12 protein-coding genes are annotated in these 15,059 nt (G+C 56.4%); 9 read left to right on the forward strand and 3 right to left on the reverse strand.

The features are described from left to right. Positions 1-62: 62 nt before the first annotated feature. Complete coding sequence (locus QFI97_RS11715; protein ID WP_346431198.1) at positions 63-2,060, reverse strand: heparinase II/III domain-containing protein; 1,998 nt, start codon at positions 2,058-2,060, stop codon at positions 63-65. Then, complete coding sequence (locus QFI97_RS11720) at positions 2,060-3,298, reverse strand: alginate lyase family protein (RefSeq protein WP_346431199.1); 1,239 nt, start codon at positions 3,296-3,298, stop codon at positions 2,060-2,062. The genes QFI97_RS11715 and QFI97_RS11720 overlap by 1 nt, the downstream gene beginning before the upstream one ends. Positions 3,299-3,824: 526 nt before the next feature. Between QFI97_RS11720 and QFI97_RS11725 the strand changes: the two genes are divergently transcribed. Genes QFI97_RS11725 through QFI97_RS11745 form a run of 5 tightly spaced genes read left to right on the forward strand, consistent with a single transcriptional unit; the run spans position 3,825 to position 9,171 of the window. Further along, complete coding sequence (locus QFI97_RS11725) at positions 3,825-5,114, forward strand: ABC transporter substrate-binding protein (RefSeq protein ID WP_241723375.1); 1,290 nt, start codon at positions 3,825-3,827, stop codon at positions 5,112-5,114. An 11-nt stretch (positions 5,115-5,125) separates the two neighbouring features. Then, entirely contained in the window at positions 5,126-6,067 is a 942-nt protein-coding gene (locus QFI97_RS11730; RefSeq protein ID WP_241723377.1) for a carbohydrate ABC transporter permease, read from the forward strand. 9 nt (positions 6,068-6,076) lie between these two features. After that, entirely contained in the window at positions 6,077-6,916 is an 840-nt protein-coding gene (locus QFI97_RS11735; RefSeq protein WP_133598455.1) for a carbohydrate ABC transporter permease, read from the forward strand. A 10-nt stretch (positions 6,917-6,926) separates the two neighbouring features. After that, positions 6,927-8,021, forward strand: a complete 1,095-nt coding sequence (locus tag QFI97_RS11740; protein WP_331834405.1) for an ABC transporter ATP-binding protein — start codon at positions 6,927-6,929, stop codon at positions 8,019-8,021. A 7-nt stretch (positions 8,022-8,028) separates the two neighbouring features. Continuing rightward, positions 8,029-9,171, forward strand: a complete 1,143-nt coding sequence (locus QFI97_RS11745; RefSeq protein WP_331834471.1) for an alginate lyase family protein — start codon at positions 8,029-8,031, stop codon at positions 9,169-9,171. Between the two features lie 62 nt (positions 9,172-9,233). Here the strand turns inward: QFI97_RS11745 and QFI97_RS11750 are convergent, their stop codons facing one another. After that, positions 9,234-9,578, reverse strand: a complete 345-nt coding sequence (locus tag QFI97_RS11750; RefSeq protein WP_346431200.1) for a RidA family protein — start codon at positions 9,576-9,578, stop codon at positions 9,234-9,236. A gap of 194 nt (positions 9,579-9,772) precedes the next feature. Here QFI97_RS11750 and yoaA point away from each other — a divergent pair, with 194 nt between their 5' ends. From yoaA to fadD, 4 genes are all read left to right on the forward strand, one after another. Continuing rightward, entirely contained in the window at positions 9,773-11,683 is a 1,911-nt protein-coding gene (yoaA, locus tag QFI97_RS11755; RefSeq protein ID WP_095101767.1) for a DNA repair helicase YoaA, read from the forward strand. Between the two features lie 67 nt (positions 11,684-11,750). Then, positions 11,751-12,446 (forward strand): tRNA (adenosine(37)-N6)-threonylcarbamoyltransferase complex dimerization subunit type 1 TsaB, encoded by a 696-nt coding sequence (gene tsaB, locus QFI97_RS11760; RefSeq protein ID WP_346431201.1) that lies wholly within the window; start codon positions 11,751-11,753, stop codon positions 12,444-12,446. Positions 12,447-12,484: 38 nt separating this feature from the next. Then, positions 12,485-13,081, forward strand: a complete 597-nt coding sequence (locus tag QFI97_RS11765) for a Slp family lipoprotein (protein ID WP_095101771.1) — start codon at positions 12,485-12,487, stop codon at positions 13,079-13,081. Between the two features lie 219 nt (positions 13,082-13,300). Then, positions 13,301-14,986 (forward strand): long-chain-fatty-acid--CoA ligase FadD, encoded by a 1,686-nt coding sequence (gene fadD, locus QFI97_RS11770; protein WP_331834404.1) that lies wholly within the window; start codon positions 13,301-13,303, stop codon positions 14,984-14,986. Positions 14,987-15,059: the final 73 nt, after the last annotated feature.

Raw genomic sequence — 15,059 nt, forward strand, 5'->3', positions numbered from 1 at the left:
TCAGGCCGATGATTACCGGCGAAAAAAGTTAAACGCGCCCTCCGTTACCGGAAGGCGGCGGGTCAAATAATCACATCTGGCAGCAGGCCGGGATCTTCATGCAGCGTCACGTGGGTCACGCGCTCACCACGCCAGAAGTTCAACTGAGTACCGAGGGGCGTGTGATGTACGCTCACTTCGGTCAGCGGTGACGTTTTCGCCAGATCCCAAACACAACAAAAACGCGCCTGCGGCAGATGGTTGCGTAATACCAGATAGCTGAGGTCGCCGATCGCCGGATTATCGGGAGCCAGCCCTTGCCACAGTTCACCGTCACCGGCTAGCCACAGGGCAAAGGTGTCGTTCTCGCGGGCAAAGTGGCGCGGCTGACAGCCGTGAAGCGGCGTCACGGTTGAATCCCGCATATCACGCAGCGGCCCTTTGAGCGAAAAGGGTTGCGGCATGCCGCTTTGGTCGAGCGCCTTCGCGGCCAGATGCAGCGTCCAGTCTAGCTGCTGACGATGCGGGTTTTCCACCGTTGACAGGTCAATCAGCAGATCGTCCAGCCACAACAGGCGACGGCGAAAGCGCACTTCGCGCCATGCCTCGACATCCCATTCTACCCGCGTATGGCTTTTAAGCGTTGGTGGTGGCTTCTTCCAGTTAACTTCTGCGTCTATCCAGTGATAATCATCGCCCATATGCCAGCCTAAGACCTCGGTGTTGGCAGGCGGCTGATTGGTCTGGTTGACGGACAGCGTGTTGTGGGTGGCGCTGTTTTTGTAATAATCGTAGTGCATTTTCGCACCGTAGCCTGTGGTGCCGAGATCCGGGAGTAACCAGCCGTTGCGTTGCCACAGCATCAGACTCAGCCGATCGTAGTGATCGTGCTCGCCGCCCCAGGGGCTGTGTTTGATCAACACCGCCAACTGCTGCTGCGGGCGTCGCCACAGCGTCAGCCCGGCGCCCGGAGCAAAGATCGAGCGTTGTGGGATCGGATTGATTGCGGTTTCAGGCAGCGCCCGGTCGCGCCACAGCAGCGTCTCCCGCCAATCCGCGTCATCTTCAGTCAACTGCAGGACCGACGCGTAGAGCGGGTCATGCCAGATAAACCAGGCAAATTCGTACAGATCGCGATGATACAGCTTCTCTTGTCCGGCGAGGCAATCGTTCAGTCGTGGGAAGGTACCGTCAGGGAGCACAAGCGAGAGTGGGAAACTGAGCATTCGTGGATACCACGGGCCGTCAAGCAGGCTCCAGCGGGTGCCACGCGCCAGCTTCTCAAAGGCAAAGAACCCCTGCAGCGCGTAGTAGTGGTAGTGAATCGAACCTTCAAACCATAAACCTTCAGCCAGTAATCCATGCTCGAGCTGCCAGCGTAGGCCGTAGGGCTGATTTACGGCAAAATCCAGCAGGCTCTCATCTTCCAGCACAAACCCCAGCACCCCGAGCGCCGCGCTGATTTTCACTTCATGGTTATGGATTTGTGGGCTGCGATGCGCGCGCAGAAACGTTGCCGCACAGCGCAGCAGGATCTCGCCAATGTGCTGCTGCTCACCGGGCGGTAAGCTGTCGCGAATAAAATCATATCCTAGCGCCATATCCAGAATGCAGTTGGCTTCGCACAGCGTCTGGGCATTCATTTTGCCAGGACCATTGTGCGGGATATCGCCATGGACTTTATAGTCGGGATAAACATCCGCATAGCCCATTAGCAGCGTGCGGACTTTGTCGCGGTACGGCGTTTCCCCGGTTAGACGCCAGAGCAGCCCCAACTGCTGGCAGGCGCTGGCGTTGCGACCGTTCATTTCACGCCACCATGCGCCGTCCCAGGGCTCGCCGCTGAATGTTTCGCCATCCACCGGGCAAGCGTGCTGGTGGGGAGAGTCCGCCTGCCACGTCAGCCGCACCCCATGGTGCGGACAAAAGTAATAAAGATTCCAGCTGGCTATCCCGGTTTGCGGGATGCGAACGGCGGCTTCAAGTATCGGTTGTGCATCCTTCACGAGCTGTTCAATCTGCTCGACATTACCGGCTGCACGTCTGGCGATGTCGGGCCATAGCCCAGAAAATTGTTTCATTATTGGTTATCCCCGACCTCGGTTGACGCAGGAAGCGGGGCGATGAGCGTGGTGATATCGTCAGGATATTTCGCTCTCAGCCAGCGCGCTTTCTCGCTAAATAGCGGATTGTTCGGCCATGCGTGGGCGGCGCTCGCAATGTTGCGTAGCGCTTTTTTATCGTCCATTTTGTCGAGGTCTTTCCACGGCCACGGCGTACCGCTGTTAATAAAGCCAGCCACATATTGATAGCCTTTTTGCAGGCTATGGTCGTCGAGGGTAAAGTTCCAGATATCGACACCGGCTTTTTCGCCCAGACGTCCCAGACGGTTATAGGCTTCGAGGTTGAAGTTGCTGTAGTGCCACGGACGGGTGCGCTCAAGCTCAGCCATCTGGCGGCCTTGCATATCAAACTGCCCGGCGATACGGCGCAATTGAGTGATGTACAGGCGCTTTTTCGCTTCTTCGATTTTGCCGCTGAACAGCGCAAAGGTGGCGGCTTGCATATCAAAATAAGTGCCGTGATTGTTGTGCCAGTTCTCTTCTTCAAAGCCGTTCTGGCTGGTGGTCATCCAGTGATAAAACTCGCCGAACCACTGTTTAAGCGCCGTTACGTCCGTTTCACTCAGCGCGCTGGATGATTGCAGCAGGGCGATGGCATCAACCACCTCAACCAGCGCCCGGCTATCGATAATGCCAATGCCACGTCCGGTATTAATCCCGGGGATGGCCTGCGCGTATTGCAGGTTCGGGGTCATGCGGGTATTGGCGTCGAGGAACCAGCTTTTAATCTGTTGAACGGCCTTCTGCGCGTAGCGTTCATCCTGAGAGAAATACCATGCCAGCGCCAGCGTCGAGACATCGTTGCTCATTTTCACCAGGCGATTTTTATCAGTGGCATTACTGTTTGCGTCCGGGTTAGTTTGCCCATCTTTGCGGATGTACGGCAGACCGTCTTTGGTCTCCGGGTTTGGCCACCAGTACGGCGGAAAGCTGTAGTAATCGTGCTTATTGCCGCTGGCGGCGACCAGCGTTTTATCCATCACCGAAAGCAGCGGATGTTTAAGCGCCAGATCCGCCTTGTTGAACAGCGCGCTTGCGGCCTGCACGAACAGCGGGTCTTTAGCCGCTATCTGCTGGCGGCTATAGGCTAGATCTTCACCGTCAAGGGTATAGGGTTCAGCGGCATACAGGGATGCACTGACGCTACAACAGAGAAGCGTAATGCCTAATATTCCTCGGCGAGGTATTGAATACATAGTAATAACCCTTCTTCAAATATGAGAAAAGATAACAAGAGAATTATGCCTGTTGCGTATTTCCATGACGCAAAAGGTAGGCGAATTAATTAAAAAATAATGCTTTGATGAATAGCGTGGCGTGCAGTGTAAAAGACAAAGTAATTTTTTTTGTGATGTTCATCATGATTGTTGCGGCGGATGAAAAATGACTCATTTAATGCGGTGTAGTTCACGGTTTTCGATGTTTTTCAATTTTTATTGATAAATTTAACAAAATAAACAAGTTTATAACTTATTGATTTTTAACTATTAAGTTTTATGTCACTTTTTATGTCACTCTTTTATGTGATCTGATTCAACTTTTAAGTTTTTGAAATGCGATTTCTTTTTTGTGTGGTTGTATTGAGAAATACATTTCTATTTAATGTTTGGAAATACTTTTTTATGCATATTGAATTAATGCCGCGATGTTAATCGCGCTCACAGAAAAACAGCTGTTGCGAATTTAATTACCGTTGTGCCCTACAATAAAGGATATGCAATCATGTCTGCGAATAAATTACGTTCATTATTACTTGTTACCGCTCTGGGTGTTGGCGTCGGGCAAAGCTACGCCGCCACGACCCTTAACGTGTGGATCCGTGCAAGCAATGACTCCAAAAATATCTATAAACAAGAGGCTGAAAAGTTCGAAGAGAATACCGGCATTAAAATTGAGTATTTCAATGCCACGACTGATTTTGAACAGCGCCTGGCGAGGGCGACGGCGGGCAACGCCTTACCGGACCTGATTTTTAACGATGCGGCATCGCTGGGACAGTTTATTCAACTGGGCATAGCGGAAGAGATCGACCCCTCAGGCATTAAGGGGGGTGACCAGCTGTATCAGACCGCCTGGAACAGTACCCGCTATATCGACGGCAAATACTATGGCGTTCCAACATCCGCGCAAACCTTCGCGCTATTTGTGCGCAAGGACTGGCGCGAGAAATTAGGCCTGCCGCAGCCGAAAAGTTGGGATGATATTCAAACGCTGGCCAAAGCCTTTACCACCCAGGACCCGGACGGGAACGGCAAAAACGACACTTACGGATTTGTTGTTCCGGCGTCCACGACCCGTGGCTATGCCAGCTGGTTTATGAGCAGCTTTATCTGGCAGGCGGGCGGTGATTTTGTCAAAGAGAATAACGGCAAGTTCAGCGCCTCGCTGCAAACCCCGCAAGTCGCGCAGGCGTTGACGTTTATGCGTACCATGATGTGTGAAAAAGTCACCCAGCCGGGGGCGATTAACGCCACCACCGCCGACGTTATCCCATCCTTCCGTTCCGGACAAAGCGGCATGTTCTTTAGCGGCCCATACCACATCGCGCTGTTTGATAAAGACCCGGGTAAAGACAACTTTGAGGTCTTGCCGGTGGTGGGGCCAAAAGGGGAAGCGACTCTGGCTGAAGGGACCTCCGTCTTTATGATGAAGAGCAGCAAGCAAAAAGAGGCGGCGCGTAAATTTATCGAATTTATGATATCGACCGAAGGCCAGGAAATTGGCATGGGTAAAGGCAGCAAGCACATTCCGGTGGTGCGCCTGCCGGTAAATAAAAATGTCGATGTCAAAGCAGTCTATCAGGACCCGCGCTGGGAAACCTTCGCTCGGCTCTACAACGAGCAGGGCCGTTACGTACCGCAAATTCCGAACTGGACGCCGGTTCGTCAGGTGGCTGCCGATGGCTTTAACCGTATTTTCGCCGATTGCAACAGCGATATTGCCGCTGAGCTGAAAGCGATAGATGGCAAGGTCGACGCCGAGTTGCAAAAGCAAAATGTGCTGGCTAAGTGAGGGAGTAAGTTATGACGCTGCATGAGACGAAGTCTTCGCCGCTAAAGCAAACCGCTTCGCCTGACGCCACCGGATGGTTGACGCCAAAGCGCAAGCGGGCGCTGATTCCGTGGCTGTTTTTAGCCCCGGCGCTGATTATTTTTAGCTGGTTTAAGTTCATCCCGATGATTCAGGGGCTGGTGATGAGCTTTTACAAGGTTAACTTTAATCAGCCGGACGAGTGGGTGGGATTGGCGAACTTTACCCGCGCTTTCGCCGACGTTGAGCTACATGCGGCAGTGGTGAATACCCTGCTGTACGTGGTGGTGACCATGTTTGCCGCCGCAATCCTGGCGTTTTTCCTCGCCATGCTGCTTGAAGGGCCAGCGCGCCACCTGCGATTTATTCGCACCGCCATCTTTTTACCGGCAGTGACCAGCGCGGCAATTGTCGCCGAAATGTGGCGCATCCTGTTTAACCCTACGCCAAACGGGGTGGTAAACCATATTCTGAGCTGGTTTGGCGTTGCCGATCAGGGTTTCCTTGCCAGCTCCGATCAGGCGCTGGGGGTTATCATGTTGCTGCATATCTGGAAAGCAGTGCCCTACAACATGGTTATTTTTATTGCCGGGCTGGCGGGCATCAGCCGCGATCTGTACGACGCCTCGAACGTTGACGGCGCAAACTGGTGGAACCGCCTGCGTTACGTCACCTTGCCCGGAATGATCCCGGCGCTGTCGGTGGTGCTGATGCTCTCCTTTATTCGTGGTTTCCGTGTCTTTGCGGAAGTGTACGCCACCACCGGCGGCGGGCCCTCTAACGCCACGGAAATGGTCATGACCCACATCTATAAACTGGGTTTTGAGCAGTTCGACTATGGCTACGCCTCGGCGGTGTCGTTCCTGCTGTTCACCTTTACGGTGATCTTAACCATCTGTCATTTAACGCTAAAAAAACGTATCGCACGTTACTAAGGAGCCGTGATGTTAAGTAAACGTTGGGATACCGCAGGACGCTGGTGCATTTACGCGCTGTTGTTGATTGTTTTTGTCGGCCCGTTCTGGGGCATCGTCGCCACCGCGTTCAGCGGCGCGCCGGTCAAGCCGGGCGAACTGTTGGCCTGGCCGCATCAGTTCTCCTTCGATAACTTTATCTTCGCCTGGATGGATATCGGCGTCTGGCAGTACCTGCTGAACTCAGTGCTGGTGGTGTTCTTCGGCACAGTTTTGCAGGTCTCGGTGAGCGCGCTGGCGGCCTACGCGCTGGCACGCAAAAAGTTTCGCGGCGTGGCGCTGGTCAGTCTGGTGATTTTGTCCACCATGATGCTGCCGGAAGAGGTTATCGCCATTCCGCTGTACATGATTATTAACTGGCGGCTGCCGTTTATCGATGCGTCGCTCTACAACAGCTACCTCGGGATGATTCTGCCGGTGGTGGGCTGGGCATTCTCCATCTTTGTGCTGACCGAGTTTATGTCGGCCATCCCGAAAGAGCTGGAAGAGGCGGCACGCATCGACGGCGCTAACGAATGGCAAATCTTCTTCCATGTGATCCTCCCGCTGGTGAAACCGGCGCTCGGCACGGTAGTGACCTTTGGCTTCATCATGATTTGGGACCAGTACCTGCTGCCGCTGATTGTGGTTAACCAGGACAGCCTGAACACCATTCCGGTGATCCTCGGTACGCTGCGTACCGATGAGAGCATCACACCGAACATTTTTATCGCCATTACGCTGCTGGCGATGCTGCCAAGCATCATCGTCTATCTGGGTCTGCAAAAACATTTCAATCGCGGGATTATGTCCGGCGCGGTCAAAGGATAAGGAGTTACCTATGGGATCTGTTGTATTGAATAGCGTGCGGAAGTCTTATGGTGATGCGCACGTCATTAAAGACGTGTCGCTGACTATCCCGGACGGTGAGTTCTGCGTCCTTGTCGGGCCAAGCGGCTGCGGCAAATCGACGCTGCTGCGCATGATTGCCGGGCTGGAAGAGATATCCGCTGGTGAAGTGCATATTAATGAACGCAACGTCACCGAGGTGGAACCGAAGCGGCGTGATATCGCGATGGTGTTTCAGAGCTACGCGCTGTATCCGCAGATGACGGTGCGCGAAAACATGGGCTTTGCGCTGAAAATGTCGCGGTTGCCGAAGGCGGAAATCAACCAGAAGGTTAACGATGCGGCGGCGCTGTTGGGGCTGGAACCGCTGCTTGAGCGTTTGCCAAAAGATCTCTCCGGCGGTCAACGTCAACGTGTGGCGATGGGACGCGCCATTGTACGTAAGCCGCAGGTATTCTTGTTTGATGAACCGTTATCAAACCTCGATGCCAAGCTGCGTACCCAGGTGCGCGGTGAAATCCGCGAGCTGCATCGTCGGTTGAAAACCACCTCGGTATACGTGACGCACGACCAGATTGAAGCCATGACCATGGGGCAAATGATCGTCGTGCTGCGCGACGGGCGAATCGAGCAGGCGGGCACCCCGCTGGCGCTGTACGACCAGCCGGCGAACCTGTTTGTCGCCGGTTTTATCGGCTCACCGGAAATCAACCAGCTGCAGGGCGAAGTGGTGCTTAACGGCAACATCACCGCTCTGCGTCTGAAGGACGGTTCGCTGCTGGCGCTGCCTGCGGGATCGCGGGTGCAAAACGGGCAGCAGGTGGTCTACGCTATTCGCCCGGAGCAGGTCAACGTGGTGCACGAAGCTCGCGACGACGCGCTGGCGGCAAAGGTCACGGCGGTGGAGAATACCGGCTCGGATATGCAGCTGTTCTGCGATACTGGCGGCGGGGCATTCACTTCGGTGTTCAAACAGCGTCTGGCGGTCAAGGAGGGCGATAATATCTGGCTGCAGCCGAAGCTTTCCGGCGTGCATCTGTTTGATGCGCAAAGCGGCCTGCGCATCGCCTGTGCGGAGGATGAATAAGGTGGCGATGAAGCTGTACACCCTTGATGAAAGCTGTCTTGAGAATGCCCGCGCGGGACTAAAGCAGCCATTTTCTCCACTCCAGCAGGCGCTCGGGAAACTGGTGACGGAAGCGGACTTGCTGCGCCGCGAGCCGCCGGAAAGTGTGGTGCATAAAAAACTGCGTCCGGCGAGCGGCGACGCCCATGATTACTACAGTCTTGGTACCTACTGGTGGCCTAATCCGCGGCGGCCCAACGGGCTGCCCTATATTCGCCGCGACGGGCATATCAATCCGCAGTGCGAAAATAACGACACCGACACCACGCGCATTATCCGTATGTGCGAACGTTGCCTGACGCTGGGGCTGGCATGGTATTTCACCGGCCACCGACAGTACGCGCAGGCCGCCGCGCTGCAGATCCGCTGCTGGTTTCTTGATGCGGATACGCGGATGAACCCGCATCTGAACTACGGTCAGGCGATCCCGGGGATTGTCTCCGGTCGCGGTACCGGGCTTATCGACACGCGCCTGCTGTGGATGGTGGTTGACACCATCGGACTGATTAATGCGGCAAGCGTGCTGGATACGGATGATATCATCGGCCTGCACCAGTGGTTCCGCGACTTCAACCATTGGATGTATTACAGCGAAATAGGCCATTCTGAGTATGTCTGGCACAACAACCACGGCACCTGGTATGACGCCCAGCGTGCGGTGAACGCGCTGTTCTATGGAGATAAAGGCCTGGTGGCGCGGATAATCGAGCAGGGCATTACCCAACGGATGGCGGCGCAAATCGACCAGGACGGCAAGCAGACGATGGAACTGGAGCGCACCATTCCGTTTCACTATTCGCTGTTTAACCTGGAAGCGCATCTGCTGCTTAACCGCTACGCTGAACACGTCGAGTTTGATCGCTGGAATACAGTCCGCGACGGGCGAGGGGTGAAGCAGGGGATTGATTATCTGGTGCCGTTTATCCGTGAGCCGGACCTGTGGCCGTATAGCGACTTGCAGGGAATTGTCTGGGATAGCGCGCTAAGAGTGTTATTGCAGTCGGCGCGGGGATATCCACAGCAGCTGGCAACCTATCGCGAAGCCCTGAAGTGCTTGCCTCAGGAGACGTTACCGTTAAAAGAGCAGTTGATGTGGTGCCCGGCCAGATAGGACAGGCACCTTTCCGGGCGAGGCGCTTGCGCCGACCCCGGAAAGGCTCAGCGTAAAAGTGCTTACGCCGCGGCGATAATTTTAATTTCGACTTTGTATTCTGCTTTCATCAGCGCTGCCTGAACGGTGCAGCGAACCGGCGCGTGACCGGCAACAACCCAGGCGTCCCAGGCTCTGTTCATCGCGGCAAAATCGCTTTTGTCCGCAAGGAAAATGGTGGCGTCGAGAATACGCGATTTGTTGCTACCCTGTTTCTCAAGCACCGCGTCAATCTGCGCCAGAGTATTGGCGGTTTGCTCTTCAGCGCCCGCGTCGAGATTTGTCGGCACGCCGGTGTAATAAAGCGTCTGGTTGTGGATCACTACATCAGACCAGCGGGCTTCGGCATCGATACGCGTAATAGTCATTTCAGTTTCCTCTCTATCCAATGAATTTCAGGCAGCTCTGCCGGCGGAACCGGCGCGGAAAGCTCCCGAAAGACGACGGGTATATCCATTTGACGGGGGCAAGACTGCCATAATGTTCCGCCCGCGTCACTACCCGGGCTGGTGAAAAGACCTCCTCCCTGACATAATCACTGTCCAAATAACCAGGGGGCATTGTGATCGACGATTTTGCAGCAGACGGCCAGTTGGCCAACGCGATTCCGGGATTCAAACCACGCGAGCCGCAGCGCCAGATGGCGGTGGCGGTGACGCAGGCTATTGAGGAAACGCGGCCTCTGGTGGTCGAAGCAGGGACCGGAACCGGTAAAACCTACGCCTACCTGGCGCCCGCGCTGCGGGCAAACAAAAAGGTGATTATCTCCACCGGCTCGAAGGCGCTGCAGGATCAGCTCTACAGCCGCGACCTGCCAACCGTGGCCAAGGCGCTTAAATTTAAAGGTAAACTGGCGCTGCTGAAAGGGCGGTCGAACTACCTGTGCCTGGAGCGTCTTGAGCAACAGGCGCTGGCCGGGGGCGATCTGCCGGTGCAAATTTTGAGCGATGTCATCCTGCTGCGATCGTGGTCCAACCAAACCATCGACGGCGATGTCAGCACCTGCGTCAGCGTGGCGGAGGACTCCCAGGCCTGGCCGCTGGTCACCAGCACCAATGACAACTGCCTGGGCAGCGATTGCCCGCTGTATAAAGACTGCTTCGTGGTCAAAGCGCGTAAAAAGGCGATGGATGCCGACGTGGTGGTGGTCAACCATCACCTGTTCCTTGCCGATATGGTGGTTAAAGAGAGCGGCTTCGCTGAGCTCATCCCCGAAGCGGAGGTGATGATCTTCGATGAAGCGCATCAGCTGCCGGATATTGCCAGCCAGTATTTTGGCCAGTCGCTCTCCAGCCGCCAGCTGCAGGACCTGGCGAAAGACATCACCATCGCCTACCGCACCGAACTGAAAGATACCCAGCAGCTGCAAAAATGCGCCGATCGCCTGGCCCAGAGCGCGCAGGATTTTCGTCTGCAGCTCGGGGACCCCGGCTATCGCGGCAACCTGCGCGACCTGCTGGCCGATAGCCATATCCAGCGCGCGCTGCTGCTGCTCGATGACGCGCTGGAGCTCTGCTACGACGTGGCTAAGCTCTCCCTTGGGCGCTCCGCGCTGCTGGATGCCGCCTTTGAGCGGGCGACGGTTTACCGCGCGCGGCTGAAGCGGCTGAAAGAGATTAACCAGCCGGGCTTCAGCTACTGGTACGAATGTACCTCGCGCCACTTTACGCTGGCCTTGACCCCGCTGACCGTCGCCGAAAAGTTTAAAGAAGTGATGGCGCAAAAGCCCGGCAGCTGGATTTTCACTTCGGCAACGCTGTCGGTAAATGACGATCTGCGCCACTTTACCTCTCGCCTCGGTATTGAAGAGGCCGAGTCGCTGCTGTTGCCCAGCCCGTTTGATTATGCGCACCAGACGCTGCTCTGCGTGCCGCGCAATCTTCCGCTGCCGAATCAGCCCGGCGCGGCGCGTCATCTGGCCGCGATGCTTAAGCCGCTAATTGAGGCTAACGACGGGCGCTGCTTTATGCTGTGCACCTCCCACGCCATGATGCGCGATCTGGCGGAGCAGTTCCGCGCGACCATGACGCTGCCGGTTCTCCTGCAGGGGGAGACCAGCAAAGGACAGCTGTTGCAGCAGTTCGTCAGCGCCGGTAACGCGCTGCTGGTGGCGACCAGCAGCTTCTGGGAAGGGGTTGACGTGCGCGGCGATGCGCTCTCTTTGGTGATTATCGACAAGCTTCCCTTCACCTCTCCCGACGATCCGCTGCTGAAAGCGCGAATGGAAGACTGCCGGCTGCGCGGCGGCGACCCGTTCGACGAGGTTCAGCTGCCGGATGCGGTGATCACCCTCAAGCAGGGCGTGGGGCGCCTGATCCGCGATATTGACGACCGCGGAGTGCTGGTCATTTGCGATAACCGTCTGGTGATGCGCCCCTACGGCGCGGTATTCCTTGCCAGCCTGCCCCCCGCGCCGCGCACCCGCGATATCCGCCGGGCGGTGCGCTTCCTCGCCGTGCCGCCGGGGCGGTGATCTGGCGTAAAATGTGATAAACTGCGCGCCATTTTGTCAATCTGCTATAGCGAGAGCGCGACAACTCATGCGAATTTTGGCTATCGATACCGCCACGGAGGCCTGCTCCGCGGCGCTGTGGAATGATGGCACCCTTTGTGCTCATTTCGAAATCTGCCCCCGCGAACATACGCAACGTATTCTGCCTCTGGTGCAGGATGTCCTCAATGAAAGCAACGTCTTACTGACCGAACTGGATGCGCTGGCGTTCGGCCGCGGGCCGGGTAGCTTTACCGGCGTGCGCATCGGCATCGGCATTGCGCAAGGCCTGGCGCTCGGCGCCGAACTGCCGATGATCGGCGTTTCTACGCTGGCCACTATGGCGCAGGGCGCATGGCGTAAAACCGGCGCCACCCGCGTGCTGGCCGCCATTGATGCCCGCATGGGAGAGGTTTACTGGGCGGAATATCAGCGCGACGAGCAGGGCGTCTGGCACGGCGAAGAGACCGAAGCGGTCCTCAAGCCGGAGGCCGTCAGCGAACGTCTGCAGCAGCTCGAGGGGACCTGGGCAACCGTTGGTACCGGCTGGCCGGCGTGGCCCGATCTGGCGAAGGACTCCTCGCTGACCTTAACCGACGGCGAAATTGCGCTGCCGGCAGCGGAAGATATGCTGCCGCTGGCCTGTCACCTGCTTTCCGTCGGTAAAACCGTTGCCGTAGAGAACGCCGAGCCGGTTTATTTGCGTAACGAAGTGGCCTGGAAGAAACTTCCTGGCCGAGGATGAATCTCAGTAAGCATAAGACTGAGAGAAGGAGTCGCATCATGGCGGGTCAAACTAAAGTAGTACGTTGGCTGTTGGCGGGCGCCGTTGCCGCCGCGTTAAGTGGCTGCGTTTCGGTACCGGATGCCATCAAGGGCTCTACCCCGACGCCGCAGCAGGATTTAGTGCGGGTCATGGCCGCACCGCAGCTGTACGTTGGTCAGGAAGCTCGCTTTGGCGGCAAAGTGGTCAACATTATGAATCAGCAGGGCAAAACCCGCTTAGAAATCGCCACGGTGCCGCTGGACAGCGCCGCCCGGCCCGAGCTGGGCGAGCCTTCGCGCGGGCGTATTTTCGCCGACGTTAACGGCTTCCTCGACCCGGTGGACTTCCGCGGTCAACTGGTAACGGTGGTTGGCCCGATTGCCGGCGTTGTCGACGGCAAGGTCGGCGGCACGCCGTATAAGTTTATGCAGATGAACGTCATCGGCTATAAGCGCTGGAACGTTGTGCAGCAGGTGGTTATGCCGCCGCAGCCGATTGATCCGTGGATGTTCGGCCCGCGTCGCTGGGGCTACGGCCCATCCCCATGGGGCTACGGCGGCTGGGGCTGGTATAATCCAGGCCCTGCGGAAGTCAGAAATGTGGTAACCGAATGATTTTGCGGTTTTTCTAAGCTATTCGTAAGCTAAAAGAAACAGCGGCCAGTCCGCTGTTTCTTTGTTTCTGGTCTGATAAGAAAAATAAATAGTGACGCGCTTCGCAACCTGCAAAACGCCTAATTAATAAACTGGTACGCTGAGTTAATATAATGTTAACAGAATGTTTGTTGATCAGGGGGTGTGATGACGACGAATAACTATTTCAGAGGTGATGCAGTGAAAAAGGTTTGGCTAAACCGTTATCCCGCCGATGTTCCTGCGGAGATAAATCCTGACCGCTATCAATCCCTGGTTGAATTGTTTGAACAAGCCGCCGCGCGCTATGCCGACCAGCCGGCGTTTATCAACATGGGCGAGGTGATGACCTACCGTAAGCTGGAGGAGCGCAGCCGCGCTTTTGCCGCTTACCTTCAGCAGGGGCTGGGGCTGAAAAAGGGCGACCGCGTGGCGCTGATGATGCCCAACCTGCTGCAGTATCCCATTGCGCTGTTCGGGGTCCTCCGCGCCGGGATGATCGTGGTTAACGTCAACCCTCTATATACGCCGCGCGAGCTTGAGCATCAGCTGAACGACAGCGGCGCCGCGGCAATCGTGATCGTCTCAAACTTTGCGCATACCCTGGAGAAGGTGGTCGATAAAACTCAGGTCAGGCACGTGATTCTGACGCGAATGGGCGATCAGCTGTCGACGGCGAAAGGCACCCTGGTTAACTTCGTCGTCAAGTACATCAAGCGGCTGGTGCCAAAATACGATCTGCCTGACGCCATCTCGTTTCGCAGCGCGCTGCAGCACGGCTACCGGATGCAGTACGTCAAGCCGGAGATCGTCTGTGAAGACCTGGCGTTCCTGCAGTACACCGGCGGTACGACCGGCGTAGCGAAAGGGGCCATGCTGACCCATCGCAATATGCTGGCCAACCTTGAACAGGTCAACGCCACCTACGGGCCGCTGCTGCACCGGGGCAAAGAGCTGGTGGTGACGGCTTTACCGCTGTACCACATTTTTGCGCTGACCATGAACTGCCTGCTGTTTATCGAGCTTGGCGGGCAGAACCTGCTGATTACCAACCCGCGTGACATTCCGGGGCTGGTGAAGGAGCTGGCTAAATATCCGTTCACCGCGATGACCGGGGTCAATACCCTGTTTAACGCCTTGCTGAATAACAAAGAGTTTCAGCAGCTCGATTTCTCCACGCTGCACCTCTCCGCCGGCGGCGGGATGCCGGTCCAGCAGGTTGTGGCCGAACGCTGGGTGAAGCTCACCGGACAGTATCTGCTGGAGGGCTACGGCCTGACCGAGTGCGCGCCGCTGGTCAGCGTTAACCCGCACGATATTGACTACCACAGCGGAAGCATCGGGCTGCCGGTCCCGTCGACGGAAGCGAAGCTGGTGGACGATGACGATAACGAAGTCGCGCCGGGCCAACCGGGCGAGCTGTGCGTGAAAGGCCCGCAGGTGATGCTGGGGTACTGGCAGCGCCCGGACGCCACCGCGGAAATCATCAAAGACGGCTGGCTGCACACCGGCGATATCGCGGTGATGGACGACGATGGCTTCCTGCGGATTGTCGATCGTAAAAAAGATATGATCCTGGTCTCCGGATTTAACGTCTACCCCAATGAAATTGAAGACGTGGTGATGCAGCATTCCGGGGTTCAGGAAGTGGCGGCGGTCGGCGTACCGTCCGGCAGCAGCGGTGAAGCGGTGAAGATTTTTGTCGTCAAGAAAGATGCGACGCTGACTGAAGAGGCGCTGATCGCCTTCTGCCGCCGCCAGCTGACGGGCTATAAGGTTCCCAAGCTGGTTGAGTTTCGTGATGAGCTGCCAAAATCGAATGTCGGGAAAATTTTACGGCGAGAACTTCGTGACGAAGCTCGCGCTAAAGTAGACAATAAAGCCTGAGCTAAGAGTGAATCGCCAGACGCCGGCTAAGCCGGCGTTTTTTATGGGCGCCAGTTAAGAGAGCATGATTTGA

It is taken from the genome of Klebsiella scottii, assembly GCF_036561945.1.
Classification (GTDB): domain Bacteria; phylum Pseudomonadota; class Gammaproteobacteria; order Enterobacterales; family Enterobacteriaceae; genus Klebsiella; species Klebsiella scottii.

Bases quoted from the DNA above. Each gene is read 5' to 3' on its own strand.
- QFI97_RS11725 (WP_241723375.1), top strand. From the start codon at position 3,825: ATGTCTGCGAATAAATTACGTTCATTATTACTTGTTACCGCTCTGGGT.
- QFI97_RS11745 (WP_331834471.1), top strand. From the start codon at position 8,029: ATGAAGCTGTACACCCTTGATGAAAGCTGTCTTGAGAATGCCCGCGCG.
- QFI97_RS11750 (WP_346431200.1), bottom strand. From the start codon at position 9,578: ATGACTATTACGCGTATCGATGCCGAAGCCCGCTGGTCTGATGTAGTG.
- QFI97_RS11720 (WP_346431199.1), bottom strand. From the start codon at position 3,298: ATGTATTCAATACCTCGCCGAGGAATATTAGGCATTACGCTTCTCTGT.
- QFI97_RS11740 (WP_331834405.1), top strand. From the start codon at position 6,927: ATGGGATCTGTTGTATTGAATAGCGTGCGGAAGTCTTATGGTGATGCG.
- QFI97_RS11735 (WP_133598455.1), top strand. From the start codon at position 6,077: ATGTTAAGTAAACGTTGGGATACCGCAGGACGCTGGTGCATTTACGCG.
- QFI97_RS11730 (WP_241723377.1), top strand. From the start codon at position 5,126: ATGACGCTGCATGAGACGAAGTCTTCGCCGCTAAAGCAAACCGCTTCG.
- tsaB (WP_346431201.1), top strand. From the start codon at position 11,751: ATGCGAATTTTGGCTATCGATACCGCCACGGAGGCCTGCTCCGCGGCG.
- QFI97_RS11715 (WP_346431198.1), bottom strand. From the start codon at position 2,060: ATGAAACAATTTTCTGGGCTATGGCCCGACATCGCCAGACGTGCAGCC.
- QFI97_RS11765 (WP_095101771.1), top strand. From the start codon at position 12,485: ATGGCGGGTCAAACTAAAGTAGTACGTTGGCTGTTGGCGGGCGCCGTT.